This is a genomic window from Sphingobium boeckii (assembly GCF_014199215.1).
GTDB lineage: Bacteria > Pseudomonadota > Alphaproteobacteria > Sphingomonadales > Sphingomonadaceae > Sphingobium_A > Sphingobium_A boeckii.
The window spans coordinates 57,164-81,830 of record NZ_JACIJC010000005.1; the positions used below are offsets into that span (position 1 = coordinate 57,164).

Consider the following 24,667-nt stretch of genomic DNA (forward strand, 5'->3'; position numbering starts at 1 on the left):
CGGCGCGGGCTATACACAAGCGGAGGGGGGCACGCAAAAGGGGAGGCTTGAAACGACAAGAAAGAGAAGGTCCACCCCCAGCCCCTCCCGGAAAGTCGGTAGGGGAGAAATAACGCGCGATCTCGCTCCCCTTCACGCTTTCGTGGAGGGGCTGGGGGTGGGCTTTCTTCCCTTTTCCCCTTGCCGCCCGCGCGCAGCGGCAGCATAGGAGCGGCATGTCCCGCAGCGCCACACTCCTGATCATTGTGCTCGTCGTCATCATCGGCGGGCTCTATGTCCTTTCCACCATCGACGCCGAGCAGCCGCAGACGCGTGTCGAAAAGCCCATCGCCAATGAAGCCCTTGCGAAATAGGGTTTCGCGCCTTGCCCTGATCGCGGCCGGGATCGGCCTGGTCATCGGCATCCCCGCGATCGGCCAGGACGCGCCGGAATCGCTGTTGCCACCGGGGTTTGGCGATCCCGTCACCGCGCCGCCACCGCCGCCCGTGTCGTCACAGCGCCCTTCCACGGCGACACCCGCGCCTGATAGCGCCACGCCACGCCCGTCCGCCTCAGATCCGCTCGCGCTTGACGGGCTTGAGGAGACGGCCGACGAAGCACTCGAGACTGTCGCATTGCCCACCATGCCCGTGGTGCCGCTGGGCAATGTCGGTCCGCTGACCGCTATGGACGGTGGCCTGCCGGCGGATGCGTTCGGCGGAACCAGTGGCGCGTCTCTGGCCACGATGATGCACCGGCTCGATGCGCCCTTGCCGTCGCGCTGGGCCTCGATCCTGCTGCGCCGGACCCTGCTTTCCAATGTGCCGACGCCGGCGGGGATCAAGCCGGCGGACTGGATTGCGGAGCGTTCATGGCTGTTGCTGCGCATGGGCGAGGCCGACTCGGCGCGTCTGCTGGTGCAAAGCGCGGATCCGAGCCAGTTTTCACCCTATCTCTTCGAAATCGCGATGCAGACCTATCTGGCGCTGGGCGATCCGGGTGGTCTGTGTCCGCTGGCCGATCCCGCCTCCGGGGTCAGCCGGGAAACCGCCTGGATTCTGGCGCGTGCGATGTGCGCCGCGCTGGGCGGCGAGCCGGGCACCGCAAGCGCAGCGATCGATCAGGCCCGGCGCGCGCGCCTCGACGGACGGCGCACCTTCGATCTGCTGCTGGCTGAGAAGGTGGTCGGCGCGGGTGTCGATGGTCGCCGCTCCGTCACGATCGAATGGGAGGGCGTGGACCGGCTGACAAGCTGGCGCTATGGGCTGGCCACTGCCACGGGCGTGGCCATTCCCGCGCCGTTGCTGACCGCAGCGCCGTCGCGCGTGCAAGGCTGGCGTGCTTCTGCGCCTCTGCTGCCGGATAGCGAGAAACTGGATGCGGGGCGTCGTGCCGCTGTGCTCGGCGTGCTCTCCAGCGCGGCGCTCATCGATCTCTATGGCGGGGTGCTGGACCGCACCGATCCGTCCGAAATCTCAGCCTCGCCAGCGACCAAGGTGCGCCGGGCCTTTACCGGCAGTGACGAGGGGCAACGCATCGAAGCGATGCGCGATTTGTGGACCGCATCGGAAGATCGCACCGAACGCTATGCCGCGCTGATCCTGACGGCGCGGGCGGCCGCGATGGTGCCCGTGAATCAGGATTATGCCGAGGATGCGCCGCGCCTGATCGGCGCGATGCTGAGCGCCGGTTATGATACGCGCGCGGCGGGCTGGGCCGATGTGGCCGGAAGCGGCGAAGGCTGGGCCTTGCTGGCGCTGGGCGCGGCGCGGCCGGTGGTGCCGGTCAGCGCGTCTGGTTTCGGGAGCTATGCGGGCAGCGTGGATCCCGTGAAGGCGCGGCTCGTGCTGGCGGGGCTGGCGGGGCTGGGCCGGTTGAATGCGCAGGATGTCGCCGCCGCGGCGGGCGATCTAGACGTGAATTTGAACGCGGAGAGCCCTTGGAGCCTTCTGCTCGAATCGGCGGTGACGGCGAGGCAACCGGGGACGGTGGTGCTGCTGGCAGCGATCGGGATGCAGACGTCGGACTGGCGCAATGTGCCGCCGGCGCACCTCTATCGCATCATATCGGCGTTGCGGCGGGTGGGCCTTGAGCCCGAGGCCCGCATGATCGCGGCGGAGGCGGCCGCGCGGCTGTGACCGGGGGGGGCGGTCAGGATCGTGCGCTGATCGACCGATTTCTGGAGATGCTGGCGGCGGAGGCGGGTGCCGCGCGCAACACGTTGATGGCTTATGGCACGGATCTGAACGGCGCATCATCGCTGCTGGGCGGCAGGCTGGGCGATGCGGATAAGGACGCTCTGGGCGCACTGGCCGAATCCTGGTTGCCGCTGGCACGGTCCACGGTTTCACGAAAATCCGCGGCGCTGCGCCGTTTCTACGCGTTTCTGCTTGATGAGGGTCTGCGCCCGGACGATCCCTCCGCGGCGCTGCCGCGTCCGACCGCGGTTCGGCCGTTGCCCAGGATCTTGGGCCATGAGGATGTCGGCCGGATCTTTGCCGAGATCGATCGCGCGCTGACGGAGGCCCATGCCGGCCCGGCTGCCTATCGCCTCGCGGCCTTGATCGAGTTGCTTTACGGCTCCGGCCTGCGCGCGACCGAGCTTGTCTCCTTGCCGCGCAAGGCGATTTCGCCGGATCGGCCTTTCCTGATCCTGCGCGGCAAGGGCGGGCGGGAGCGGCTGGTGCCGATTTCGGATCGTGCGCGTCATGCCGTGGCGACATGGGGGGCATTCGTTCCCGGCGATTCGCTCTGGCTGTTTCCCTCGGGCAAAACGCATCTCAGCCGGGTGCGGCTCTTTCAGTTGATCCGCGAACTGGGCGGGCGGGCGGGCATTCCGCCGGAACGGATCAGTCCGCATGTGTTGCGTCATGCCTTCGCCACGCATCTGCTGGAGGGCGGCGCGGATCTGCGCGCATTGCAGGCTATGCTTGGCCATGCCGATATCGCCACCACGCAAATCTACACGCATGTGGACAGCCGCCGCCTGGTGGAACTGGTCAACAGCCGCCATCCGCTGGGCGAGATGAAGCCACGCGTTGACGCCGGCGCGCGCCCGGCTTAACCGCCAGAGCAATGACAAGCTTTCTCGATTTTGAAAAACCGATTGCCGAGCTGGAAGCGCGGATCGCCGATCTGCGCGAGACCGCGGAGACCGGCATAGACATAGACGCCGATGTCGCGCGGCTTCAGGTGAAGTCCGACAAATTGCTGCGCGAGACCTATGCGCGGCTGACCCCGTGGCAGAAGACGCAGGTGGCGCGACACCCCGAGCGTCCGCATTTCAAACATTATGTGGCCGGGCTTTTCGATACGTTCATGCCATTGGCGGGCGACCGCGCCTTTGCCGACGATCAGGCGATCATGGGCGGACTGGCGCGGCTGAAGGGCCGCCGCGTGATGGTGATCGGCCATGAAAAAGGCGACGACACGACGAGCCGGCTCAAGCATAATTTCGGCATGGGGAAGCCGGAAGGGTATCGCAAGGCGATCCGGCTGATGCAATTGGCCGATCGCTTCGGCATTCCGGTGGTAACGCTGGTCGACACATCGGGCGCATTTCCGGGGGTCCAGGCCGAAGAGCGCGGGCAGGCCGAGGCGATTGCGCGATCGACGCAGCAATGCCTGGAACTGGGCGTGCCGATGATCGCCGCCGTGGTCGGCGAGGGCGGATCAGGTGGTGCGGTGGCGCTGGCGGCGGCGAATCGCGTGCTGATGTTCGAACATGCCGTCTATGCCGTCATCTCGCCCGAAGGCTGCGCCTCGATCCTGTGGCGGACGGCGGACAAGGCGGCCGATGCGGCCGAGGCCATGCGGATCACCGCGACCGATCTTCAGCGGCTGGGCGTATGCGATCGCATCGTGCCGGAGCCGATGGGCGGGGCGCATCGCGATCCTGCAGCGGCGATCGTGTCACTGGGCGATGCGCTGAATGCGGAGCTTGATGGCCTTGCCGGGCTGTCCGCAGACGAATTGCGGCGGCAGCGGCGTCAGAAATATCTTTCCATCGGCGGCATCTGACGCGGGATATTACGGAACCGTCCCTATTCCGGCCCGTTTGTATCGGGCATAGCCCACCATCGAGGGGCATACGGAAAAGGGGAGCCTGACATGGCCAGAACGAGACTGATTGCCGCCATATCGCTGGCGAGCCTGACGACGCTTGCGCTGGCCGCAGCGCCGGGCGGGGCGCAGACCCAGACGGTCAACACCATTTCCGCCAAGGACAAGCAGACCGGCGCGCAGGCACATCCGGAATTGCTGCAGGAATTCGGCGGTGCCTATAATGGCAGCCAGGCGAATTACGTAACGCGCATCGGTCAGAAGATCGCATTCCAGTCCGGCATCGCCGGGAGCGAGCGGGAATTTACCGTGACGCTGCTCAATTCGCCGGTCAACAACGCTTTCGCCATCCCCGGCGGCTATGTCTATGTCACACGCCAGTTGATGGCGCTGATGAATGACGAGGCCGAACTCGCGTCCGTGCTCGGCCATGAAGTCGGTCATGTGGCCGCCAGACATGGCCAGCAGCGGCAGAAGACGGCGAGCCGCAATGCGATTATCGGCGCGATCCTCCAGATCGCGACTGGCGTGGCGCTTGGCGGCGATTCGCAAGTGGGTCAGTTGCTCCAGCAGGGGATCGGCAGCGGCGTGCAACTCGTCACCCTGAAATATGGTCGGACCCAGGAATATGAAGCCGATGATCTCGGCATCAGCTATCTTGCGCGCGCGGGCTATGATCCCGCTGCGGCATCCACGATGCTGGCGTCGCTTGCTGCGCAAACCGCGATCGAAGCACGGGTGCGCGGTGGCGATGCGCGCTCCACGCCCGAATGGGCCAGCACGCACCCCGATCCCGGAAGCCGGGTGAAGCGCGCGTTGACCAAAGCCAAGGCGACGGGAAAGATCAGGGGGGTGCGCAATGCTGATCCATTTCTGACGGCACTGAACGGCGTGTTGTATGATGACGATCCGCGCCACGGGATCACCGAGGGGCGTAATTTCCTATATCCCGATGGCCGCTTCCAATTCACCGTGCCGCAGGGTTTCGGGATGGCGAACGGATCGAACGCCGTGGCGATCACCGGCAACGGCGGCAGCCAGGCGCAATTTGCCGGCGGGCCGATGCAGGGCGGAACCTTGGCGGCGCATGTGGATTCGGTATTCCGTGGGCTGGCGGGCAAGAATGCCGCGATCAATTACGGTCAGATCCAGCGCACGCGGATCAACGGCATGGATGCGGCCTATGCTTCGGCGCAGGCCAAGGCCAATTCCGGGCAGGTGCAGGTCACGGTGTTCGCCTATCAACTCGACGGCAACACCGCTTATCATTTTCTGACGCTCACGCCCGTGGGCTCAGCGAACGGTTTTGATGGGATGTTCCAGAGCTTCCGGCGGATGACCACGGCGGAAGCGGCCGCCGTGCGTCCGCGCAAGGTTCAGGTGGTTTCGGTGAAACGCGGAGACACGATCGCCTCACTGTCGGCGCAGATGGCGTATGACAGCTACCGGCGGGAGCGGTTCCTGGTGCTCAATGCCCTGACGTCCGGCGCGGCGCTGCGGACGGGCCAACGGGTGAAGATCGTCACCTATTGAGCGCGTTGCGGCAGGCATAGAAAAAGGGCGGTGGATCGCTCCACCGCCCTTCTGTCTGTAAATTCAGGCTTCTTACGAAGTCTTCATCTTGGCTGCAGCGTTGTTCATCGTCGAACCGATCTGGTTGCCCAGAGTCTGGAACGCGGCAACGCCAGCAACAGCGATAAGAGCGGCGATCAGGCCGTATTCGATTGCAGTCGCGGCCTTGTTGTCGCCGAACAGCTTGCGCAAAATCTTCATAACTAGTCTCCTTGGTCCAACTTCATTTCCCGGTCGATGTAAAGTTGCCTCCAATCGACGATTCCGGATTTAAGCCGCGGGCGTTACGAAAAGGTAAACCCGCGAGATATTTTAATTTACATGTTGGTTTTGGCGGCAGTGGCAATGTTGCCCCATGCCCCATGAACCGAATCGCCGAGCGCGGAGAATGCGCCAACGCCGGCGACGGCGATCAATCCGACGATCAATCCATATTCAATGGCCGTAGCTGCCCGGTTATTGGCAGCAAACGCGGCGATTCCTCGATGAATCCGCATCATGGCTAGTATTCCTGTTCCCTGGTCCCTCCAGAATACGTTACCGGAAGTTAACAACTTATTGTCGGGGTCGAGATTGCGGATGGACATGTTGCTGGTGGTCGCTGCGGCGCTGATTGATCGCGATGGGCGCGTGCTTGTGCAGCAGCGCAGCGCATCACGATCAATGGCGGGGCTTTGGGAATTTCCCGGGGGAAAAGTGGAGCCTGGCGAAACTCCGGAAGCAGCCTTGGTGCGTGAATTGCACGAAGAACTGGGGATCGATACGGAGACTGCGTGCCTCGCGCCCGCCGGTTTTGCCAGCGAACCCCTGGGCGGGAAACATTTGATGCTATTGCTCTATTTGTGCCGGAAATGGCGCGGCGTGCCGGCGGCGCTCGATTCGGACGGTCTCAAATGGATGCGGCCGCTTCAATTGCACGGGCTGGCGATGCCGCCCGCTGATCGCCCCTTGATCGGATTGCTGGAGGCGCTGGTCTAATTTCTGGGTTTGAGTGCAGCCGCGAGCGAGGTGGTGGCGCTGCCGCGGCGGGCGGGCAGGGGCTGCTCCGGTCCCGGCGACCATGCGGTCAGGCAGACAAGGTCGAATCGCTCGCTGACCTTGCCATCCAGATCGGCGCGATCCGCGAAAGCCGCGGCGACTGCGGTCAACCAGGTGCGCGTGAGCGGCGTGCGCGTGGAGGGGAGCAAATTCGTGAGACCCATGCCGCGCAGATCGGCGAACAGCGTGAAGATATCGGAATAGCGCACCGCAAGACTGAGGCCGTCTGATACCGGCAAGGCGAAGCCGGCGCGGGCGAGCAGATCGCCCCCGGCGCGCACGTCGATCTGCGGGTGAATGCGCGCGTAGACGCTTTTGCCTGTCGCCATATCCGCTGCGATCATCGCCCCCTTGAGCATCGCCAATGTGCCTGCGCCGGGAAAAACCGCCAGAAACAGCCCATCCGGCTGCAGCACCCGGCGGATCAGCGTCAGCGCGCCGGGCAGATCATTCACCGATTCGAGTCCACCCGCCGAGATCACCAGATCGAAGCTGGCATCGGCAAAGGGCAGATGATCCTCGTCACACAGCACGCCGCCCGAAGCGTGCGCGAAATCGAAGCCCGGATCGGCGGTGGTCACCCGAATGCCGCGCCCGCGCAACGCGGCCGCTAAAACGCCATCCGCCACACCCAGATCGAGCGCGTGCGCGAATGTGCGCTTCACCCCATCCAGCCGGTCGAGCAGTTCCTCCTCCATATGGCGGCGCAGGAAATCATGATCGCGAAACAGGCAGGCAGCCCGATCCCGGCGGATACGGCGCAAATGGCGATCGAAGATTTCGGGGGCGGATTCGGACACGCCGGGCTTGTGCAACGTGCCCGCGCGATGGACAAGAGCGGGATGAACGCCGCTTCGGTTCTTTTGCGTGTCGCGCGCGATTTTGCGCTGCCGGCGCGCTGCCCCGGTTGCGGCGTGGTGGTAGAGGGGGATGATCGCTTCTGCCTGGAATGCTGGAGCGCGCTCGAATTCCTGTCCCGCGACGGATGCGATCTGTGCAACATGCCGATGGGCGGTGTGGAGGGCATGACCTGCGGGCGCTGCCTGGCGCAGGCGCCCAGCCATGATGGCGTGCGCGCGGCGGTCGGCTATTGCGATATTGCACGGGGTGTCGCGCTCAAGCTCAAATATTCGGGACGCCCGGCCATGGCGCGGCTGATCGCGGCGCAACTCGTTCGGCATTTCGATCCCGCGCCGGGCGATCTTCTGATCCCCGTGCCGCTCCATCGCTGGCGCATATGGTCCCGCGGCTACAACCAGTCCGTGCTGATCGCGCGGGCGCTGGCGGGGCGGGCAGGGGGTGACCTTGCGATCGACGCGCTGATCCGCACGAAGCGCACGCCGCTGCTGCGCGGGCTGGGCGCGGTGGAGCGCGCGAAGATGATGCGCGGTGCGTTTGCGGTGCGCAAGGATGCCAGAGCAAGCCTCGCGGGGCGGCACATCTGGCTGGTGGACGATGTTTATACCAGTGGCGCCACGGCAAACGCCTGCGCCAAGGCGCTCAAGCGCGCCGGCGCTACCCGTGTGACGATCCTGTGCTGGGCGCGGGTTTTGCGCGCAGATGATTGACATTGCGCGGATGGCCTCTCACCTGAGTGGAGAAGCGATTGGACATCATGATGGCGAAAATCGAAATCTATACCAAGGCGTTCTGCGGCTATTGCGCGCGGGCCAAGGCGTTGCTCGGCAGCAAGGGCGCTGCGTTCGAGGAATATGACATCACCATGGGCGGCCCGAAGCGCGGCGAAATGCTGGAGCGCGCCAATGGCCGTACCACCGTGCCGCAGATCTTTATCGACGGGCGGCATATCGGCGGATCGGACGATCTGTCCGCGCTGGATAGGCGCGGCGAACTCGATGGTCTGCTGGCGGGCTGATCCGGCATAATGCGCGTCGCCCTGTTACAGATGACCAGCGGGATCGATCCCGCGCGCAATGCTGCCGCCCTGGTCTCTGCGATTGCGGACGCAAAGGCGGGCGGGACAGATATGCTGTTCACGCCCGAAATGTCCGGCCTGCTCGATCGGGATCGCAAGCGCGGATCGGGGCATCTGTGCAGCGAGGCTGACGATCCGGTGTTGCAGACGGTGCGCCACGCCGCGGCCGCGGCGGGCCTGTGGGTGCATATTGGATCGCTGGCGCTGAAGGGCGAGGGTGCGGACGGGCGGCAGGTCAATCGCGGCTTCATCATCGATGATTGCGGTGCCATTTGCGCGCGTTACGACAAATTGCACCTGTTCGACGTCGATCTGCCGAGCGGAGAAAGCTGGCGTGAATCGGCGGCTTATGCGCCGGGCGCGCGCGCTGTCGTCGCTGATACACCCTGGGCACCGGTCGGTCTTTCGGTCTGCTATGATCTGCGTTTCGCCGCGCTTTATGCCGCGCTGTCCGACGCGGGGGCGACCATCCTGACGGTGCCCGCCGCCTTTACCGTGCCGACCGGGAGCGCGCACTGGCATATATTGCTGCGCGCCCGTGCGATCGAATCCGCCTGCTTCGTGATCGCCGCCGCTCAGGCGGGCACGCATGAGGATGGGCGCGAGACTTTCGGCCATTCGCTGGTGATCGATCCCTGGGGTGAGATCTTGCTCGATATGGGCGACACTCCGGGCCTGGGCTTTGCCGATCTCGATCTCGCAAGGATCGCGGAGGTGCGCGCGCGCGTGCCCGTGTTGAAGCATCGCCGCGCCATTCCCGTTGTGGAGCGCGCGCAATGATCGTGTTCGATCTGAAATGCGGCAATGCGCATGTGTTCGAAGTGTGGTTCGGATCGAGCGAGGATTATGAGGCGCAGCGCGCGCGCGGACTGGTGAACTGCCCTTATTGCGGGGACGGGATCATCGAAAAGGCGGCTATGGCGCCCCGCGTCTCGGCCAAGGGCAATACGACGGCCGCGCCATCGCAATCGCTGCCCGTCGCCATGCCGGATCAGACGCCCGCGCCGGCCGAGATGAAGGCGATGCTGGGCGCGCTGGCGCGGATGCAATCCGAAATGCTCTCGAAATCGCAATGGGTCGGCCGGAAATTCGCGGACAAGGCGCGCGCCATGCACCTGGGCGAAACCGATCACAGCCCGATCCATGGCGAAGTCTCGATCGGCGACGCCAAGGCGCTGCAGGAAGAGGGCGTTCCCGTCGCCGCCTTGCCCTTTCCCGTGGTGCCGCCCGAAGCCCAGAATTGACGCCGAGGACTTGGCCCGGAATTGACCGGCGCGTCGCGTCCGCCTAACCAGCCCAAGGCGCACCCGTAGCTCAGCCGGATAGAGCATCAGATTCCTAATCTGGGGGCCATGGGTTCGAATCCCGTCGGGTGCACCAATCTCCTCCGAAACGGATCAGACGGCAGGTCGGGCATCTCGACTTGTTGGAAAATGTTGCTGATATGTTCTCATTCCATCGGCGAGTGAGGCGGATAAATGCGCGCCCCTTATTACATCGGATCTCCTCAAAGGCTGGATGCCGTGGACGCGTGGTTTTGGACCAATGGTCAAATCCAGCTTAAAGTTCGAAAATAAACGGAAGAGCGGAAAATGACGGGCAGGGAACGCGCACCCATCGACGAAATTGGAGAGTTTCTGGTGTCCGTGGCAGAGGGGTCGAAAGGTGACATTTTGCTTTTTGCTGAACTCGACTACGGCGTGATCGGGGCATCGATTTTCGTCGATAAAGGTAATTATCTGAAATATGTAGATTTTCTTGAAATGGATGGCCGATTTTCCGACGCGGTATTCGAATTGTGGGAAGCGCAAAAGACGAAGGACCGTTGGGCGGAAATCGAGTATTTCATACATGAAGGGCGTTTCGAGATCCGCTATATCTATGCCGAGGAAGTCGGCGACGAACCCTACAGATTGGAGCGCCGCGAAGCCGTGCTGCGCAGATATTTCGGAGATAAGCCCGCGGTCTATCCGCCGCCGCCCGATGATATCCATACGTACAAATTATAGCGTCTGGCGCATGATGACTCCAGGTCGATCCACCCCCGTCATTGCGAGCGCAGCGAAGCAATCCAGAGCGGCATATGCCCCCCTGGATTGCCGCGTCGCTACGCTCCTCGCAATGACGGGTTCAACTCACGTCATCACGCTCTAGCGCCGCGAGCTCTTAACGCCCGCCATCCTTGGCAAAAGCTGAAAGCGCGCCCAAAACGCCGCCCTTGATGAAGGGCAGCCACAGCAATGTGATCCCGATCATCAGCGGAAAAATGATCGCCAGAGATTGCCACAGCGGCATCAGCCAGAAGGCTTCGATCAAGAGCACCGGTGCCAGAATGAGATGGCCCACCAACAGCACGGTGAAATAGGATGCAGCGTCGTCGACGCGGTGACGGCCATTATCCTCGCCGCACTGCGGACAGGTGGGCGTTACCTTCAGATAGGCATGAAACAGCGGCGCGTCGCCGCACGCCGGACAGCGCTTGAGCAGACCGCGTTTGATCCGGGTCGACGTGGATAGTGCTGTATTCATGCGTCGTCACCTCGCGCCCGTCCAAGACTCAATCGCACTCGCCGGGGAAAGTTTCGGTGTCTATCTGGGCCTGCAGCGCAGGCGGATAGCGGGTGCCGCGTATCGCATCGCCTTCGAACAGGGAATCGATCCGGGCGAGAATGTCCGCGCCGATCACCATATCGCCCGCGGCCATGTTGTCTTCAAGGTGTGCGATACTTCGCGTTCCGGGAATCGCGACGATATCGCGGCCGCGCGACAGCACCCAAGCCAGCGCAAGCTGAGCGGGCGTGCAACCGGCCTCCGCCGCCAACGCATTGAACTGCGCAACGGCCTTCAAATTGTGGCCGAGCTGCGGTTCCACGAACCGGGGCATCCCGGCGCGGATATCGCCTTTGGCATAATGATCGTCATGCACAGCATCCGCCAGCAGACCCCGTGCGACGGGGGAGAAGGCAACGAAGCCGATGCCGAGGTCGCGGCAGGCGTCGAGCACGGCGATCTCGGGATTGCGGACGCAGGGCGAATATTCGGTCTGCACCGCGGCGACGGGATGCACGTCATGGGCGCGACGGATCGTGGCAGCAGACATTTCGCTCAGCCCAATCGTGCGGATCTTGCCCGCCTCCACCGCGCGCTTGAGTTCGCCGACCGAATCCTCGATCGGCACGGCCTTGTCGAGCCGGTGCAGATAATAGAGATCGATCACATCGGTGCCGAGCCGGATCAGCGCATCGTCGAGCGTCTTGCGGATGGCGGTGGGCGATCCGTTCAGGCCGCGCTGGCCATCATACATGTCGAGCACGCATTTGCTGGCAAGCGTGAATTCCGATCGGCGGTGCATCACGGCCTTGTTGAGGAGGCGCTCGTTATGGCCCATGCCATAAAGCGCGGCGGTATCGAGGAAGGTGCAGCCCAGATCCAGCGCGCGATTGAGCAATGCGATCGCATCGGCCTCCGATGGCGGCACACCATAAGCATGATTGAGGTTCATACAGCCAAGGCCGATGGCCGAAACGCTGAGGGGGCCGATCTGGCGATTGTGCATGAAGGCTCGCTTTACAGTCTGGATGGGCGCTCTCTACGGCATTTCGCGAGGCGCGGAAATGGCGGGACTCGCCCTTTGCGAATGCGGGCGATCACTGACGTTCGATTATTTGCGCGGACGCCAGAAGATCACGCGCCACACATAGGCCGCGATGATCACGATGATGACCGCCATAGAGACCGGGCCGACATAATCGTCCACCCTGTGAAAATTGCGGCCCAGCACCCAGCCGGCGGTGGCGAGAACCGCGGTCCATCCGGCGGTGCCGATCGTCGACCACAATACGAACGTCCAGAGCCGCATCCGCAGCAGCCCGGCGGGGATCGAGATGAGCGAGCGCATCGTCGGCAGCATCCGGCCGAAGAAAACGAAAGCGGAGCCATATTTGCCGAACAGTTTTTCGGCGCGCTCCACCTCATACCAGTCGATCGTGAGCCATCGGCCCCAGCGGTCGATCAGCGGCTTGAACCGGTCGATCCCGATCACGCGCGCGGCGAGATACCAGAAATAATTGCCGAGCATCGCGCCCGCCGTGCCCGCGGCGATCACGATCGGCAGCGAGAGATTGCCCTTCGCCGCCTGCAATCCTGCCACCGACATGATCACTTCGGACGGGATCGGCGGGAAGACGGTTTCGAGGAACATGAGAAAGGCGACGCCAAGATAGCCGCTCTGTTCGATGAGATTGACGATCCAGTCGCTCACCGCGCGGCCACGCGCTTTTCGATCGCGTCCCAGATCATCGCGCTGGTGTCGGTGCCGTTAAAGGCGTCGATCGCGACGATTCCGGTGGGGGAGGTGACGTTGATCTCGGTCAGCCATTCGCCGCCGATCACATCGATCCCGACGAAAAGCAGGCCGCGCTTCTTGAGCGCAGGCCCGAGCACGGCGCAGATCTCATGCTCACGCGCGGTCAATGCGGTCTTCGCCGCGACTCCGCCCACCGCCAGGTTGGAGCGAATTTCGCCTTCGCCGGGGATGCGGTTCACGGCCCCCGCAATCTCGCCATCCACCAGCACGATGCGCTTGTCGCCCTTGGTGACCGAGGGGATGAAGGCCTGGATCATGTGCGGCTCGCGATAGGCGGTGTTGAACACCTCGATCAGCGACGAGAGATTCGCGCCGTCGCGGCCCACCTTGAAGATCGCCTTGCCGCCATTGCCATGCAGCGGCTTGACGACGATCTCGCCGTGCTGGGCGAGAAAGGCGCGGGCGTCGTCGATCGAGCGGGTGACCAATGTGGGCGGCATGAATTGCGGATAATCCAGCACGAACACCTTTTCCGGCGCATTGCGCACGGAAGCCGGATCATTGACCACCAGCGTCTGGTCAGCGATCCGCTCCAGCAGATGCGTCGCGGTGATATAGCCGAGATCGAAGGGGGGATCCTGCCGCATCAGGACAACGTCTATATCGCTGCCCAGATCGATCCGGGTGCGCGGGCCGAAGCTGTAATGATTGCCGGCCAGACGCTGCACGGTAACGGGATCGGCCATCGTCCATACGTGGCCATCGGCATAGCTGAGATCATGCGCGGCATAATGAAACAGGCTGTGCCCGCGCGCCTGGGCGGAGAGCATCAGCGCGAAGGTGGAATCGCCCGCGATATTGATGCTGGCAATGGGGTCCATCTGGACCGCGATCCTGAGGCTCATGACATTCTCCGCTGTGATGATGCGCCTTTAGGCGAGGGCAGGGGCGCTGTCACCGCCTGATCACCCATGCCAGACATTGGTCAGATGGCGCGGCCAGGCCCAGGGGTGGATCAGCATCACATCGATGCGGATGTCCACGCCATCCGGCGCATAGCGGGCGGCGAGCAAATTTGCCGCGGCGGCCACGCGCGTCAGGCGACGGCGGTCGATCGCGATATCGAGTTCGGCCAGCGTGGCGCGGGTCTTCACTTCGATGAAGGCGATCATGTTGCCACGCCGCGCAATCAGATCGACCTCGCCAAAACGGGTCTTGGCGCGGGTGGCGAGGATGCGCCATCCATGCAGGCGGAGCCACCAGGCCGCGATGATTTCGCCGCGCCGCCCGCGGATTTCGGCGCGCCGGCGTTTCACCCGCCGTCTTTCAACTCCATCGCCCGGGCATAAAGCGTGCGGCGGTCCAGCCCGAGCGCCTTGGAGACTTCGCCGGCGGCGCGGGCGGGGGAGAGGCGCGTCATCGCTTCCGCCAGCGCGGTATCGCCATCGGCTTCGCTGGCGGGCGCGGCTTCGCCCGGCGGGGCGACAACGATCACGATCTCGCCTTTGGGCGGGGCATCGGCATAGCGCGCGGCGAGCGCGGAGAGGCTGTCCGTCACGCATTCCTCGAACCGTTTGGTGATCTCCCGCGCTACGCCGGCCTCGCGGTCTCCCAATCCTTCGGCCAGCGCGGCGAGCGCGGAAGACAGGCGCGGACCCGATTCGTAGAATACCAGTGTCGCGCGCACCGCCGCGATCTCGGCAATAGCATCGGCCCGCGCTTTCTGTTTCGAAGGCAGGAAACCCATGAACAGGAAGCGGTCGCTCGGCAGGCCCGCCAGCGTCAACGCGGCGATGGCGGCGCAGGGGCCGGGGATCGTCGTCACGGTTACGCCCGCCGCGCGTGCATCGCGCACCAGCTTGAAGCCCGGATCGGAAATCAGCGGCGTGCCCGCATCGCTCACCAGCGCCACCGATTCGCTCGCCATCCGCGCAATCAGAGCCGGGCGCACCCGATCGGCATTGTGATCATGATAGGGGGCCATGCTTTTCTTCACGCCCATGTGATTGAAAAGCTTGGCGGTTACCCGGCTATCCTCGCAGGCTATCACGTCTGCGGCAGCAAGCGTCGCAGACGCGCGCGGCGAAAGATCGGAAAGATTGCCGATGGGCGTCGCGACGATGTAAAGGCCGGGTTCTAGTTTTGCGTTCATAAGGGGAGTGTCATGGCAGAGGCGGTGCTCAAGCTGCAACCGGCGCGCGAAAAATCGCGGCAATCAATCTGGACTGTGGCGGCATTGTCGGCGCTGATGCTGGCATCCGCCTGCCAGATGGTGCCCAAGGGCAAGGGGCCGATCACCACCGCGCCGCCGCCCAGGGATGTGGTGACGCCGATCGGCGAACTGCCCGAGGATCAGCAGCGCCATCGCATCGCCCTGCTCGTGCCGATGACCGGCGCGGACGCGGGTGTCGGTCAGTCGATCGCCAACGCCGCCAACCTTGCGGTGCTGGACACCGGCGGCAAGGCGATCCGGGTGACCACTTATGATACCGCGCTCGGCGCGGCGGCGGCGGCGCAAAAGGCGATTGCGGATGGCAACAAGCTGATCCTCGGCCCGCTGCTCGCGGCGGATGCGACGGCCATCGCGCCCATCGCGCGCAAGGCTGGCGTGCCATTGCTCAGCTTTTCCAACGATGTGAGCGTGGCGGGCAATGGCACCTATGTATTGGGCTTTACGCCGGTGCAGTCGATCGAGCGTGTGGTCGATTATGCCCGCTCAAAGGGTGTCGATAGCTTTGCCGCGCTGATCCCGAGCGGGGTTTATGGCCAGCGGACGTCCACCGCTTTTCTGCGCGCGGTGGAATCCTCGGGCGGCCGCGTGGTTTCGATGCAGAATTATGATCGCTCGCAAAAATCGATCAATGCGGCGGTCACCAAGCTCCAGCAATCCGGCTCCTATGATGCGCTGATGATCGCCGACAGCGGCGGCGTCGCCATCCAGGCCGCACCGCTGGTCCGCCAGAAGGGCGGCGCGGCGGCGCGTATCCTCGGCACCGAATTGTGGAACACCGAGCCACGGCTGCTGACCGCGCCGGCGCTGCGCGGTGCATGGTTCGCCAGCGTTTCCGACACACTTTATACCCAATTTGCCACCAAATATCGGGCGCGTTACGCCCGCGCGCCCTATCGGCTCGCGAGCCTTGGCTATGATGCGGTGTTGCTGGTGGTGCGTGTTGCGCGGGACTGGAAAGTCGGCAGCGCATTCCCGGCCCGACAATTGTCAGACAGCGGCGGCTTTGGCGGCGTCGACGGGGCTTTTCGCTTCGGCAAGGATGGCGTGGCGGAACGGATGCTGGAAGTGCAACAGGTCGATGCTGGCAAGCTGACGATCCTTTCGCCCGCGCCGGGCAAGTTCGGGCAGTAAGGCAAATTAAACCCGCTTGTTTCGAGCGAAGTCGAGGGCCTGTCACGTGACAGGCCCTCGACTTCGCTCGGGACAAGCGGAAACCGATTAAACCGCCACGATCTCGGCCAATATCCGGTCCAGCACCGGCATACCCTGATCGGTCACCATCAGCGCCGACCCTGCGCGCCTCATGAGCCCATGGCCTTCCAGCCGCGCCACCGCCGTGCCATCCACCAGCGTGTCTTCCGCAATCCCGGTGACCCCGGCGATCCGCGCGAGATCCACGCCTTCCCGCAGCCGAAGCCCCATCAGCAGCGCCTCGGATGCGCGCTCCGCGGGTGCCAGCGCACCCTCGCTCTGATTGCCATGGCCGTTGCGCGCCACGGCATTCAGCCAGTTTTCGGGCTTCTTGTGCCGGATCGTCGCCATGCCGCCGCGCCGCCCGTGTGCACCCGGACCGACGCCGGCATAATCACCGTAGCGCCAATAGGTGAGGTTGTGGCGACTCTCCTGGCCGGGGCGGGCGTGGTTGGAAATCTCATAAGCGGGCAAACCTGCCGCGGCGGTCTGGGCGCGGGTCTGTTCGAACAGATCCGCGCCGTGATCGGGATCGACCGGCGGCAACTTACCCTGCGCCGTCAGCGTTGCAAAGCGCGTGCCGGGTTCGATCGTAAGCTGATAAAGCGAGAGATGGCCGGTGCCGAAAGCCAGCGCGCGCGCGAGTTCGGCCTCCCAATTCGCGAGCGATTGTCCGGGACGGGCATAGATCAGATCGAAGGTGGTCCGTCCGAAATTGGCTTGTGCGGTATCGAGCGCGGCCAGCCCTTCCTTCACATCGTGCGCGCGGCCGAGGAAGTGCAAAGCCTCATCATCAAGCGCCTGAAGACCGAGCGAAACGCGGTTGATCCCGGCCAGCGCCAGATCAGCGAAGCGCGCGGCTTCAACGGAGGAGGGGTTTGCCTCCAGCGTGATCTCTACGTCCGGGGTGAAGCCCCAATGCCGGTCGGCCGCCTCGATGAGCGCGGCCACAGTAGCGGGCGGCATCAGCGATGGCGTGCCGCCGCCAAAGAAGATGGAGCTGAGCGGACGCCCAGGGATCAGCGCGGCTTCATGCGCCAGATCGGTGAGAAGCGCGGATTTCCAGGCGTGCTGATCCACCTGCTCGCGGACATGGCTGTTGAAATCGCAATAGGGGCATTTGGAGACGCAAAAGGGCCAGTGGATGTAGAGGGCAAGCGGCGCAATATGCCCACCCGCTCGGGCTGAGCCTGTCGAAGCCTCTTCCTTTGGCAAATCCGGAAGAAGGGAAGGCTTCGACAGGCTCAGCCCGAACGGTGGTGGGGAGGTGCCCAATGCTTTCAGAAAACTGCCGCGACGAGCTTGGCGAAGGCATCCGCCCGGTGGCTCATGGCATGTTTCTTCGCCGGATCCATCTCGCCGAACGTCACTTGATGACCATAAGGCTGGAACACCGGATCATAGCCAAAGCCATGCTCGCCACGCGGCGGCCAGACCATCACGCCATCCACCCGGCCCTCGAAGCTCTCGATATGCCCATCGGGCCAGGCGAGCGACAGCGCGCAGATGAAATGGGCGTCACGGCCCACATCCTCGCCCACGGCTTCGATCTTCTGTTCAACCAGCCGCATCGCTTCGCCGAAATCCTTGTCGGGTCCCGCCCAGCGCGCGGAGAAGATCCCCGGATCGCCGCCCAGTGCCTCCACGCACAGGCCGCTATCGTCGGCCAGCGCGGGAAGGCCCGAAAGATCGGCGGAAAAGCGCGCCTTCAATTCGGCATTGGCGATAAAGGTCGTGCCCGTTTCCTCGGGCTCTGGAATGTCCAGTTCGCCCGCGGAGACCGGCTCCACGCCATAAGGGGCCAGCAGCGCGGCGATCTCGCGCAGCTTGCCCTTGTTATGGCTGGCGATCACGAGCTTGCCGGGAGCGAGCTTGCGGATCGCCTGCGGGCCGGGTTCACCACTCATTTCGCACTCCTCATTTTGCGCTGCTCATTTAGCAGTTGCCGCCGCCTGCGCGGCGAAGATGTCCTTGCAACCCATGCGGGCGAGGCGAAGCAGACGCAGCAGCGCTTCCTCGTCATAGGTCTCGCCCTCGGCCGTCGCTTGGGCTTCGGCGATATTTCCGTCTTCGGTCAGCACGAAATTGGCATCGGCCCCGGCATTGCTGTCTTCGATATAATCAAGATCGAGCACGGGTGTCCCCTGATAGATACCGCAGGAAATGGCGGCGACCTTCTGCTTGATGGGATCAACCGTCAGCAGCTTCTTGTCCATCAGCGCGTCCACGGCCAGGCGCAGAGCCACCCACGCACCAGAGATCGACGCGGTGCGCGTGCCGCCATCGGCCTGGATCACGTCGCAATCAATCGTGATCTGGCGCTCACCAAGTGCCTTCATATCGACCACGGCACGGAGCGAACGGCCGATCAGGCGCTGGATTTCCTGCGTGCGCCCCGATTGCTTGCCCTTGGCGGCTTCGCGGCTGTTGCGCGTGTTGGTCGCGCGCGGCAACATGCCATATTCGGCCGTGACCCAGCCTTCACCCTTGCCGCGCAAGAAGGGCGGAACCCGCTCTTCGATCGATGCGGTGACGAGCACCTTGGTATCACCGAAACCGATCAGGCACGACCCTTCGGCATGTTTGGTGAAACGCGGTTCGATGCTGATCGTGCGCATCTGATCGGGGGTGCGGCCGGATGGGCGCATGAAACTCTCCTTCGGGATGATGTGGCGGGCGCTTTAGCATTCCTTGTGCGTCATGCTAGCGAAAGCTGGATCGGATGGCGGAAGCGTGTAGCGTTCGGTCTTGAAAACAAGAGGATGCCACCGATGAAAATTCTCAAGACTCTGCTCATCATTATTGGGGTGTTGGCCGCGCTGATGGGATTGCTGTGGATCGGGCAGGGAACGGGATGGGTCCGCTGGCCGGCCAGCAGCTTCATGATCGACCTGTCCGAATGGACCGTGCGGGGCGCGATTCTGGCGGTGATCGGGCTGGCGATGATCCTGATCGCGCGGCGGATTCGCTAAGCAGGGTTGGGCATTTGGGGAATCGGCCCTAGATAGGGGCGGATGACATCAGCCCCCGTATCCGAATTGACCGACCGCGCCCGCGACATTTTTCGCGTGGTGGTGGAAAGCTATATCGAAAGCGGGCAGCCGGTCGGATCGCGCACCATCTCCAAATTGTCGGCGCTCAACCTGTCTCCCGCCTCGATCCGCAACGTCATGCAGGATCTGGAGGAGTTCGGCCTGCTCGCCGCGCCGCATACGTCGGCCGGCCGGATGCCGACCGAGAGCGGTTTGCGGCTGTTTGTGGATGGCATGATGCAGGCGGCCGAGCCCTCGGCACAGGAACGCGCCGCGATCGAATCGCAGGTGCAGGGCGCCGGGCCGATCGAGGAGGCGCTGGCGGGCGCGACGGCCGCATTGTCCGGCCTGTCCGCTTGCGCGGGGCTTGTTCTGGTGCCCAAGCGCGAACCCATTTTGAAGCAATTCGGTTTCGTCCAGCTTTCGCGTCAGCAGGCGTTGGCCGTGCTGGTGGGCAGCGATGGCTCGGTGGAAAACCGCGTGGTCGAACTGCCCATGGGCATGACGCCCTCCATGCTGAGCGAAGCAGCGAATTTCATGAGCGCCACCCTGTCCGGCCTCACGCTCTCCGAGGCGCGTTTGCGGATGGAGCGGGACATCGGTCGGGACAGGCAGGCGCTGGACGCGGCGGCGCACGAACTCATCACGCGCGGGCTGGCGGTATGGTCCGAAGATGGCGCGCAGCGCCCGGTGCTGATCGTGCGCGGTCAGGCGAATCTGATCGATGCGGACACGGCTGCCGATCTGGATCGGGTGCGGCAATTGCTCGACGAATTGGAGGGCAAGGAAGAGATCGCGCGCCTGCTGGATAGCGCGCGCAGCGGCGCGTCCACCCGCATTTTCATCGGTTCTGAAAATAAACTCTTTTCGCTTTCCGGCTCGTCCGTGATAGCGGCCCCCTATCGTGGACAGGATGGCAGGGTGATCGGCGTCGTCGGCGTGATCGGTCCCACCCGCTTGAACTATGCCCGCGTGGTTCCCATGGTGGATTTCACCGCACAAACCTTATCGAGATTGATCGGATGAACGAAGAACAGAATCTGGACGAAACCCTGCGTGAAGAGACGGCAGAGGCGGCCCCCGAAGTGAAGGAGCATGACCGTCTGGCTTTGCTCGAAGAGCAATTGGCCGAGGCGAAACAGGCCGTGCTCTATGCGCAGGCCGATACGCAGAATGTCCGTCGGCGCCTGGAAAAGGATGCGCAGGATGCCCGTGCCTATGCCGCGACGAATTTTGCGCGCGATGTGCTGTCGGTGGCCGACAATCTCCAGCGCGCGCTGGAGGCGATCCCGGCCGAGCTGCGGACCGATGAAAAGTTCAAGGGACTGGTGATCGGGCTTGAGGCCACGGGCAAGGAATTGATCAACGTCTTCGAACGCAACGGCATCACGCGCATCACCGCGCTCGGCGAAACGCTCGATCCCAACAAGCATCAGGCCATGATCGAACTTCCCAGCGCCGACGCCGAACCCGGCACGATCGTGCAGGAAATGCAGGCCGGCTACATGATCAAGGATCGCCTGCTGCGGCCGGCACTGGTGGGCGTTGCCAAGGCAGGGTGATTTTCGTCCGGCGGCAGGGATCTGGGGGCGTGAGCATGGTTTATCAGATGTTAGGGCTCCGCCCCTTATTGCCATCGGCATGATGAACGCCATGATCGGGGCTGCGAAACGCATGAGCTGGCGCAGGTTGTATGGCATGGCGACCAGCAACACTGGCATGGTCGCCAGCACTGTGATTATCCAGAATTTGATCCGGTTGATCAGCAGCCTGATCCTGACGCGCCTTCTCGATGCCGAAGTCTATGGCGTGGTCGGCATTGTCATGGCGGTCGCCGTCGTGTTTGGATTGCTGTCCGATCTCGGGTTTGTCGCCTTTCTGATCAGGAGCGACAAATCGGTCGATTCCGATTTCCTCGATGAAATATGGTCGCTGCGGCTGATCCGATCGATCATCCTGACAATTCTCGTGATCGCGGGCTCCGGCCCTATCGCCGGCTATCTGGACAAGCCGGAACTGCAAATGGCCATTGCCGCGTCTGCCGGCATTTTCATCACTGAAGGTCTCACGTCTCTGGGTTTCGCAACAGCGGTCCGGTCAGGCAAAATTATTAAAATTACCATCTATGATCTTACCAGCGGCATCCTCCAGACCATCGTAACCATCATACTTGCCTATTATCTGCGAAACTATTGGGCGGTGATCGGTGCTATTCTAATCGGTGGTGTCTTAAGGGGTTTCTTGAGTTATATCGTATTTCCCCAGAGTGGCCGGCGCTGGAAGTTCAGCAAATCTCGCGCGATTGAGCTAGGGCGTTTCTCGCGCTATATCGTCGGCTCGAGTGTGCTCACCCTCATATTAGGGCAGGCTGACAAGGTTTTGCTGGCTCGATTTCTGACGCTGGAAGCGCTGGGCTTTTATATCATCGCATCCACACTCGCTCAAATCCTCAACGGATTTGCAGGCCCGTATAGCGAGCGCATTTTATATCCCAATTTCTCGCGGATCATGCGGGAAGAGCCTGGCGAAATCAGACGGCAATACTATGCGTCGCGGACCAAGATCAATTTCCTATACCTGCTGGCTGCGGGCGGGCTGATTACATCAGCGCCGCTTATCATCGAGATGCTCTACGATCCCCGCTATCGTGAGGCTGCTATCTATATGCAATTACTTGCTTTTTCTGGCGTGTTTTCGCTAAATAATCAGGCGGCAAACTGGGTTTTGATCGCGCTGAACCGGATGTGGATCACCATGATGGTCAATGTCGTCCGGATTATTTGGCTGGTTGGTGGCGGAGCGCTGGGCTATTATTACTACGGCAGCCTCGGCTTTGTGGCTGCTGTGGGCAGTGTCGAATTTTCCGCCCAACTTTACAGCTGGTGGGCGCTCTATCGCGCCGGCTTGTTAAGCATACGCCAGGAGGCTGCCATGATAGGTCTCGTCCTTGTCGGTGCGCTGATGGGTTATGCCGTGAACATGTTAGGGATGGAGATGATTGGTGGTATTTGACCAGTTAATATTTTATGTGATGATAATCAATTTTTAGATGAATAGATCAATGGTGCGTAATAGCCGATCTTCCGACAAGTAAAACCCTTCTCCTGAGGTATCCGCCGTCGCTTGCGCGTACCTTAATCCTACGATGTCGCAATGCGCCTTTAATATCCAGTCGACTCGGGAAGGAGGTTGAATAGCGAAGACCGTACTATTGTGTGGCAGGGTCATGATAGCGTGGCAGAGCGCTGATCCTTCGACAGAAATCACGAAAGGCGCATTGAGGAGTAGTGGCAAAAAGATTTCCGGTCTTTCCTCATGGGGGGTAGCAATAGCAAAACCCCGCCTTGCCAGTTTTTCCGCCAGTTCATCCTGATTCACCAAAAGCCGCGCTTTTCCACCAACTCGCTTCAGAAATACTGGCGCGCCTTGAGGGAGTTCCGGATATTGGGCTCTTATCCTTTTTCTGAGACGCAGTGACCGCTCAACACGACCTACATTGGCGCCCATATCGTCGACGATCCATAGATTTTCTATCTTTACGTTATCAAATAGCTCCAGGCTAGTATTCGTCATACTTCTATAGAAAGGCTCATCTGTCCAAGGCGCACGCGTAAGGCCCATTGGCTTTTTTACGAGATCATCGGCAAGTAATTCCAAGGCCTGTCCGTCAGTAAGCCAATGCCCGAAATACTTTTCACAGACATAATTTGTTGCAAGCATTGCGTTGCTAATCTCGGCTGATTTACTGATTAAAATGCCACGTCTCGGCACATCTGTTATGGCCTCATAGGCGTTGTTCAAATATACGGTGCCATCAATGATGCGTGCGTTTTTATAACATCTGCCAATGGTCGCAGCGTGAATTTTAGAACCGCCAGCTGCTATGCTGTGGTATTGATCAATCGACATTCCTGGCGTGAATGCTTTCCACCGATCAGGGTCGTCAGGCAGATGAATGATGGGAGCGGAATAGCTCTCGGAAGATGGCGAAATTTCCACTACTTCGTCTGCTAATCCAGCGAGCGAGTTGGCTTTCACGATTTTGTTACGGATGCGGGACCATGCCGGTAGCGCTGATATCATATTTGCCGCCGATGTTCTGTTTTTCGGCCGACATCCATTTTTGCCAGCCGAACCAGATGTTCGACTCGGTTGATAAAAGTACTTTCTACGTCGTTTCGCGAAGAGAGATTTCGGGCTTCCCACATCATTTTCCCTAATGTAGCTCTATCTGCATCAAGGGCAAGCACCGCGCGAGCCAGAGCATATGGGGATCCCATCCGAGCAGACCGCCCTATTGGCGCGAGGTTGAGCAGGCCCATGAACGCTTTGTTTCCATAACCTGAAATAGGAACTCCGCATCCCATTGCCTCCATATATGTGCAGGATGGATCCGCCTGTCGGTGGCAGCACAGGAAAAGATCAATGTCGTTCCGGAAGAAGGGCACGAGTGCTGTTTTAAAATCGATAGGCGGGTGGATCCGGACATGGCTTGCGAGTTGGGATTGTTTTATCCGGTCTTGCATGGATTGTTCCAAGGACCCGGAACCAAAAATATCGAGCGAAAAATCGCAACCTGCGAGGCGTAACTTCTCGGCAGTATATATGAGATGGTCAGAGCCCTTCATGGGATCCAACCTTCCGGAAAATCCGAGACGGAGCGGCTGGCCCGCTTTCAATCTTTCTATTTTTCTTTCGATCTCAACATCGGTCGCCATTAAGGCGCGCGGCATCCGGGTGTCGAAATAAGTTATCAAATCCGGTGTCAGCGAGGCGTATGCGTTGCCGGCCGGTGTCCCGTTGGCCTGAAGACCTGAAGCTTTGCGGAAGGCGCGCCTCCGATCCCTTTCGGACAAACATGTCCAGACAGCGGATTTAATTTTGGAAAATTTTGTGCCTTTATCGAGGGCAATAATCTGTAGACGTGTTTCGAGAATATATTCGATGAAATACACCAGTGGAACGTCAATTTTTTTACAAATGTCGGCTAAAGGAAAATCGAGAAAATTGTCTCCGGACGCGGCTATTATCGCAGCATTAGTCAAATTGATCTCGTCGATTTCGCCATTATTTGTTACTATTTGAACATCAAAAGGCAAATCTTCCAAGGTATACTCCCGGCCGAATAGGATGGCTGATCGATCGCCTTCGCGGAATAGGGTCAGCACACGACCCGGCCAAAACCTCGCGTATAGTTCGAGGCCAAGTACCGCTTTTTCATCCAGATAATATCCCGAGGTGGTACGGTTGCCCGGCACACTGGGAATGATGAGAAGCATGGGGGCATCCGCTGCGATTGGCTTGTTCATACGCAGAT

30 protein-coding genes and 1 tRNA gene are annotated in these 24,667 nt (G+C 61.9%); 17 read left to right on the forward strand and 14 right to left on the reverse strand.

Annotation, left to right across the window (positions count from 1 at the left end; translation table 11 throughout):
* The first annotated feature begins 215 nt into the window (after positions 1-215).
* The 5 genes from FHS49_RS14750 to FHS49_RS14770 all read left to right on the forward strand — a co-directional run bounded on the left by FHS49_RS14750 (position 216) and on the right by FHS49_RS14770 (position 5,575).
* Complete coding sequence (locus FHS49_RS14750; protein WP_184019988.1) at positions 216-353, forward strand: hypothetical protein; 138 nt, start codon at positions 216-218, stop codon at positions 351-353.
* Positions 334-2,118, forward strand: coding sequence for a hypothetical protein (locus FHS49_RS14755; RefSeq protein WP_184019990.1), 1,785 nt, complete (start codon positions 334-336; stop codon positions 2,116-2,118). The genes FHS49_RS14750 and FHS49_RS14755 overlap by 20 nt, the downstream gene beginning before the upstream one ends.
* A complete protein-coding gene (locus FHS49_RS14760; RefSeq protein ID WP_343052993.1) occupies positions 2,115-3,044 on the forward strand; it encodes a tyrosine-type recombinase/integrase in 930 nt (309 codons plus the stop codon). Before FHS49_RS14755 ends, FHS49_RS14760 begins: the two co-directional genes overlap by 4 nt.
* Before the next feature lie 11 nt (positions 3,045-3,055).
* Positions 3,056-4,000, forward strand: coding sequence for an acetyl-CoA carboxylase carboxyltransferase subunit alpha (locus FHS49_RS14765; protein WP_184019992.1), 945 nt, complete (start codon positions 3,056-3,058; stop codon positions 3,998-4,000).
* A gap of 90 nt (positions 4,001-4,090) precedes the next feature.
* Entirely contained in the window at positions 4,091-5,575 is a 1,485-nt protein-coding gene (locus tag FHS49_RS14770; protein ID WP_184019994.1) for a M48 family metalloprotease, read from the forward strand.
* A gap of 72 nt (positions 5,576-5,647) precedes the next feature.
* Here FHS49_RS14770 and FHS49_RS14775 read toward each other — a convergent pair whose 3' ends face one another.
* Both FHS49_RS14775 and FHS49_RS14780 read right to left on the reverse strand, forming a co-directional pair.
* The gene (locus tag FHS49_RS14775; RefSeq protein ID WP_184019996.1) at positions 5,648-5,815 is read right to left on the reverse strand and encodes a Flp family type IVb pilin; all 168 of its coding nucleotides are present in this window, start codon (positions 5,813-5,815) and stop codon (positions 5,648-5,650) included.
* Between the two features lie 116 nt (positions 5,816-5,931).
* On the reverse strand, positions 5,932-6,114 hold the full coding sequence (locus FHS49_RS14780; RefSeq protein WP_343052994.1) for a Flp family type IVb pilin: 183 nt from the start codon (positions 6,112-6,114) through the stop codon (positions 5,932-5,934).
* Positions 6,115-6,193: 79 nt separating this feature from the next.
* On the opposite strand from FHS49_RS14780, the gene FHS49_RS14785 reads away from it, so the two are divergent.
* Positions 6,194-6,592 carry a (deoxy)nucleoside triphosphate pyrophosphohydrolase gene (locus tag FHS49_RS14785; RefSeq protein WP_184019998.1) on the forward strand — a complete coding sequence of 133 codons (399 nt, stop codon included), beginning with the start codon at positions 6,194-6,196 and terminating at the stop codon, positions 6,590-6,592.
* Here the strand turns inward: FHS49_RS14785 and FHS49_RS14790 are convergent.
* Positions 6,589-7,452 carry a methyltransferase domain-containing protein gene (locus FHS49_RS14790; protein ID WP_184020001.1) on the reverse strand — a complete coding sequence of 288 codons (864 nt, stop codon included), beginning with the start codon at positions 7,450-7,452 and terminating at the stop codon, positions 6,589-6,591. The genes FHS49_RS14785 and FHS49_RS14790 overlap by 4 nt on opposite strands.
* Between FHS49_RS14790 and FHS49_RS14795 the strand changes: the two genes are divergently transcribed.
* The 6 genes from FHS49_RS14795 (at position 7,417) to FHS49_RS14820 (ending at position 10,597) form a co-directional block, all read left to right on the forward strand.
* The gene (locus tag FHS49_RS14795) at positions 7,417-8,220 is read left to right on the forward strand and encodes a double zinc ribbon domain-containing protein (protein ID WP_343052995.1); all 804 of its coding nucleotides are present in this window, start codon (positions 7,417-7,419) and stop codon (positions 8,218-8,220) included. The genes FHS49_RS14790 and FHS49_RS14795 overlap by 36 nt on opposite strands.
* Before the next feature lie 50 nt (positions 8,221-8,270).
* Complete coding sequence (gene grxC, locus FHS49_RS14800) at positions 8,271-8,528, forward strand: glutaredoxin 3 (protein ID WP_184021122.1); 258 nt, start codon at positions 8,271-8,273, stop codon at positions 8,526-8,528.
* Positions 8,529-8,537: 9 nt separating this feature from the next.
* Entirely contained in the window at positions 8,538-9,368 is an 831-nt protein-coding gene (locus FHS49_RS14805) for a carbon-nitrogen hydrolase family protein (RefSeq protein WP_184020003.1), read from the forward strand.
* Complete coding sequence (locus tag FHS49_RS14810; protein WP_184020005.1) at positions 9,365-9,832, forward strand: DUF1178 family protein; 468 nt, start codon at positions 9,365-9,367, stop codon at positions 9,830-9,832. The genes FHS49_RS14805 and FHS49_RS14810 overlap by 4 nt, the downstream gene beginning before the upstream one ends.
* Before the next feature lie 59 nt (positions 9,833-9,891).
* Positions 9,892-9,968 (forward strand) — tRNA-Arg (locus FHS49_RS14815).
* Between the two features lie 212 nt (positions 9,969-10,180).
* On the forward strand, positions 10,181-10,597 hold the full coding sequence (locus tag FHS49_RS14820) for a hypothetical protein (protein WP_184020007.1): 417 nt from the start codon (positions 10,181-10,183) through the stop codon (positions 10,595-10,597).
* Between the two features lie 157 nt (positions 10,598-10,754).
* Here the strand turns inward: FHS49_RS14820 and FHS49_RS14825 are convergent, their stop codons facing one another.
* The 6 genes from FHS49_RS14825 to rsmI form a co-directional block, all read right to left on the reverse strand.
* Positions 10,755-11,117: a DUF983 domain-containing protein gene (locus FHS49_RS14825; protein ID WP_184020009.1), complete on the reverse strand. Its 363-nt coding sequence runs from the start codon at positions 11,115-11,117 to the stop codon at positions 10,755-10,757.
* Positions 11,118-11,145: 28 nt separating this feature from the next.
* Positions 11,146-12,144 (reverse strand): aldo/keto reductase, encoded by a 999-nt coding sequence (locus FHS49_RS14830; protein ID WP_184020011.1) that lies wholly within the window; start codon positions 12,142-12,144, stop codon positions 11,146-11,148.
* 105 nt (positions 12,145-12,249) lie between these two features.
* Complete coding sequence (locus FHS49_RS14835) at positions 12,250-12,849, reverse strand: VTT domain-containing protein (RefSeq protein WP_184020013.1); 600 nt, start codon at positions 12,847-12,849, stop codon at positions 12,250-12,252.
* Positions 12,846-13,799 (reverse strand): glutathione synthase, encoded by a 954-nt coding sequence (gene gshB, locus FHS49_RS14840; protein WP_184020015.1) that lies wholly within the window; start codon positions 13,797-13,799, stop codon positions 12,846-12,848. The genes FHS49_RS14835 and gshB overlap by 4 nt, the downstream gene beginning before the upstream one ends.
* A gap of 60 nt (positions 13,800-13,859) precedes the next feature.
* Positions 13,860-14,210, reverse strand: coding sequence for a YraN family protein (locus tag FHS49_RS14845; protein WP_184020017.1), 351 nt, complete (start codon positions 14,208-14,210; stop codon positions 13,860-13,862).
* Complete coding sequence (gene rsmI / locus FHS49_RS14850; RefSeq protein ID WP_184020019.1) at positions 14,207-15,046, reverse strand: 16S rRNA (cytidine(1402)-2'-O)-methyltransferase; 840 nt, start codon at positions 15,044-15,046, stop codon at positions 14,207-14,209. The genes FHS49_RS14845 and rsmI overlap by 4 nt, the downstream gene beginning before the upstream one ends.
* Positions 15,047-15,058: 12 nt before the next feature.
* Between rsmI and FHS49_RS14855 the strand changes: the two genes are divergently transcribed.
* Positions 15,059-16,258: a penicillin-binding protein activator gene (locus tag FHS49_RS14855; RefSeq protein ID WP_184020020.1), complete on the forward strand. Its 1,200-nt coding sequence runs from the start codon at positions 15,059-15,061 to the stop codon at positions 16,256-16,258.
* Between the two features lie 87 nt (positions 16,259-16,345).
* On the opposite strand, the gene hemW is transcribed toward FHS49_RS14855, so the two are convergent.
* The 3 genes from hemW to rph form a co-directional block, all read right to left on the reverse strand.
* On the reverse strand, positions 16,346-17,485 hold the full coding sequence (gene hemW / locus FHS49_RS14860; RefSeq protein ID WP_184021124.1) for a radical SAM family heme chaperone HemW: 1,140 nt from the start codon (positions 17,483-17,485) through the stop codon (positions 16,346-16,348).
* A gap of 113 nt (positions 17,486-17,598) precedes the next feature.
* Positions 17,599-18,225, reverse strand: a complete 627-nt coding sequence (gene rdgB, locus FHS49_RS14865) for an RdgB/HAM1 family non-canonical purine NTP pyrophosphatase (RefSeq protein ID WP_184020021.1) — start codon at positions 18,223-18,225, stop codon at positions 17,599-17,601.
* A 24-nt stretch (positions 18,226-18,249) separates the two neighbouring features.
* Entirely contained in the window at positions 18,250-18,966 is a 717-nt protein-coding gene (gene rph / locus FHS49_RS14870; protein WP_184020022.1) for a ribonuclease PH, read from the reverse strand.
* 123 nt (positions 18,967-19,089) lie between these two features.
* On the opposite strand from rph, the gene FHS49_RS14875 reads away from it, so the two are divergent.
* From FHS49_RS14875 to FHS49_RS14890, 4 genes are all read left to right on the forward strand, one after another.
* On the forward strand, positions 19,090-19,290 hold the full coding sequence (locus FHS49_RS14875; RefSeq protein WP_184020023.1) for a hypothetical protein: 201 nt from the start codon (positions 19,090-19,092) through the stop codon (positions 19,288-19,290).
* A gap of 42 nt (positions 19,291-19,332) precedes the next feature.
* Positions 19,333-20,376, forward strand: a complete 1,044-nt coding sequence (gene hrcA / locus FHS49_RS14880) for a heat-inducible transcriptional repressor HrcA (protein WP_184020025.1) — start codon at positions 19,333-19,335, stop codon at positions 20,374-20,376.
* Entirely contained in the window at positions 20,373-20,912 is a 540-nt protein-coding gene (gene grpE / locus FHS49_RS14885; protein WP_184020027.1) for a nucleotide exchange factor GrpE, read from the forward strand. Before hrcA ends, grpE begins: the two co-directional genes overlap by 4 nt.
* A gap of 79 nt (positions 20,913-20,991) precedes the next feature.
* Positions 20,992-22,362: an oligosaccharide flippase family protein gene (locus FHS49_RS14890; protein ID WP_184020029.1), complete on the forward strand. Its 1,371-nt coding sequence runs from the start codon at positions 20,992-20,994 to the stop codon at positions 22,360-22,362.
* 33 nt (positions 22,363-22,395) lie between these two features.
* Here FHS49_RS14890 and FHS49_RS14895 read toward each other — a convergent pair whose 3' ends face one another.
* Positions 22,396-23,433, reverse strand: a complete 1,038-nt coding sequence (locus FHS49_RS14895) for a glycosyltransferase 61 family protein (protein WP_184020031.1) — start codon at positions 23,431-23,433, stop codon at positions 22,396-22,398.
* A complete protein-coding gene (locus tag FHS49_RS14900; protein ID WP_184020033.1) occupies positions 23,430-24,659 on the reverse strand; it encodes a glycosyltransferase in 1,230 nt (409 codons plus the stop codon). The genes FHS49_RS14895 and FHS49_RS14900 overlap by 4 nt, the downstream gene beginning before the upstream one ends.
* Positions 24,660-24,667: the final 8 nt, after the last annotated feature.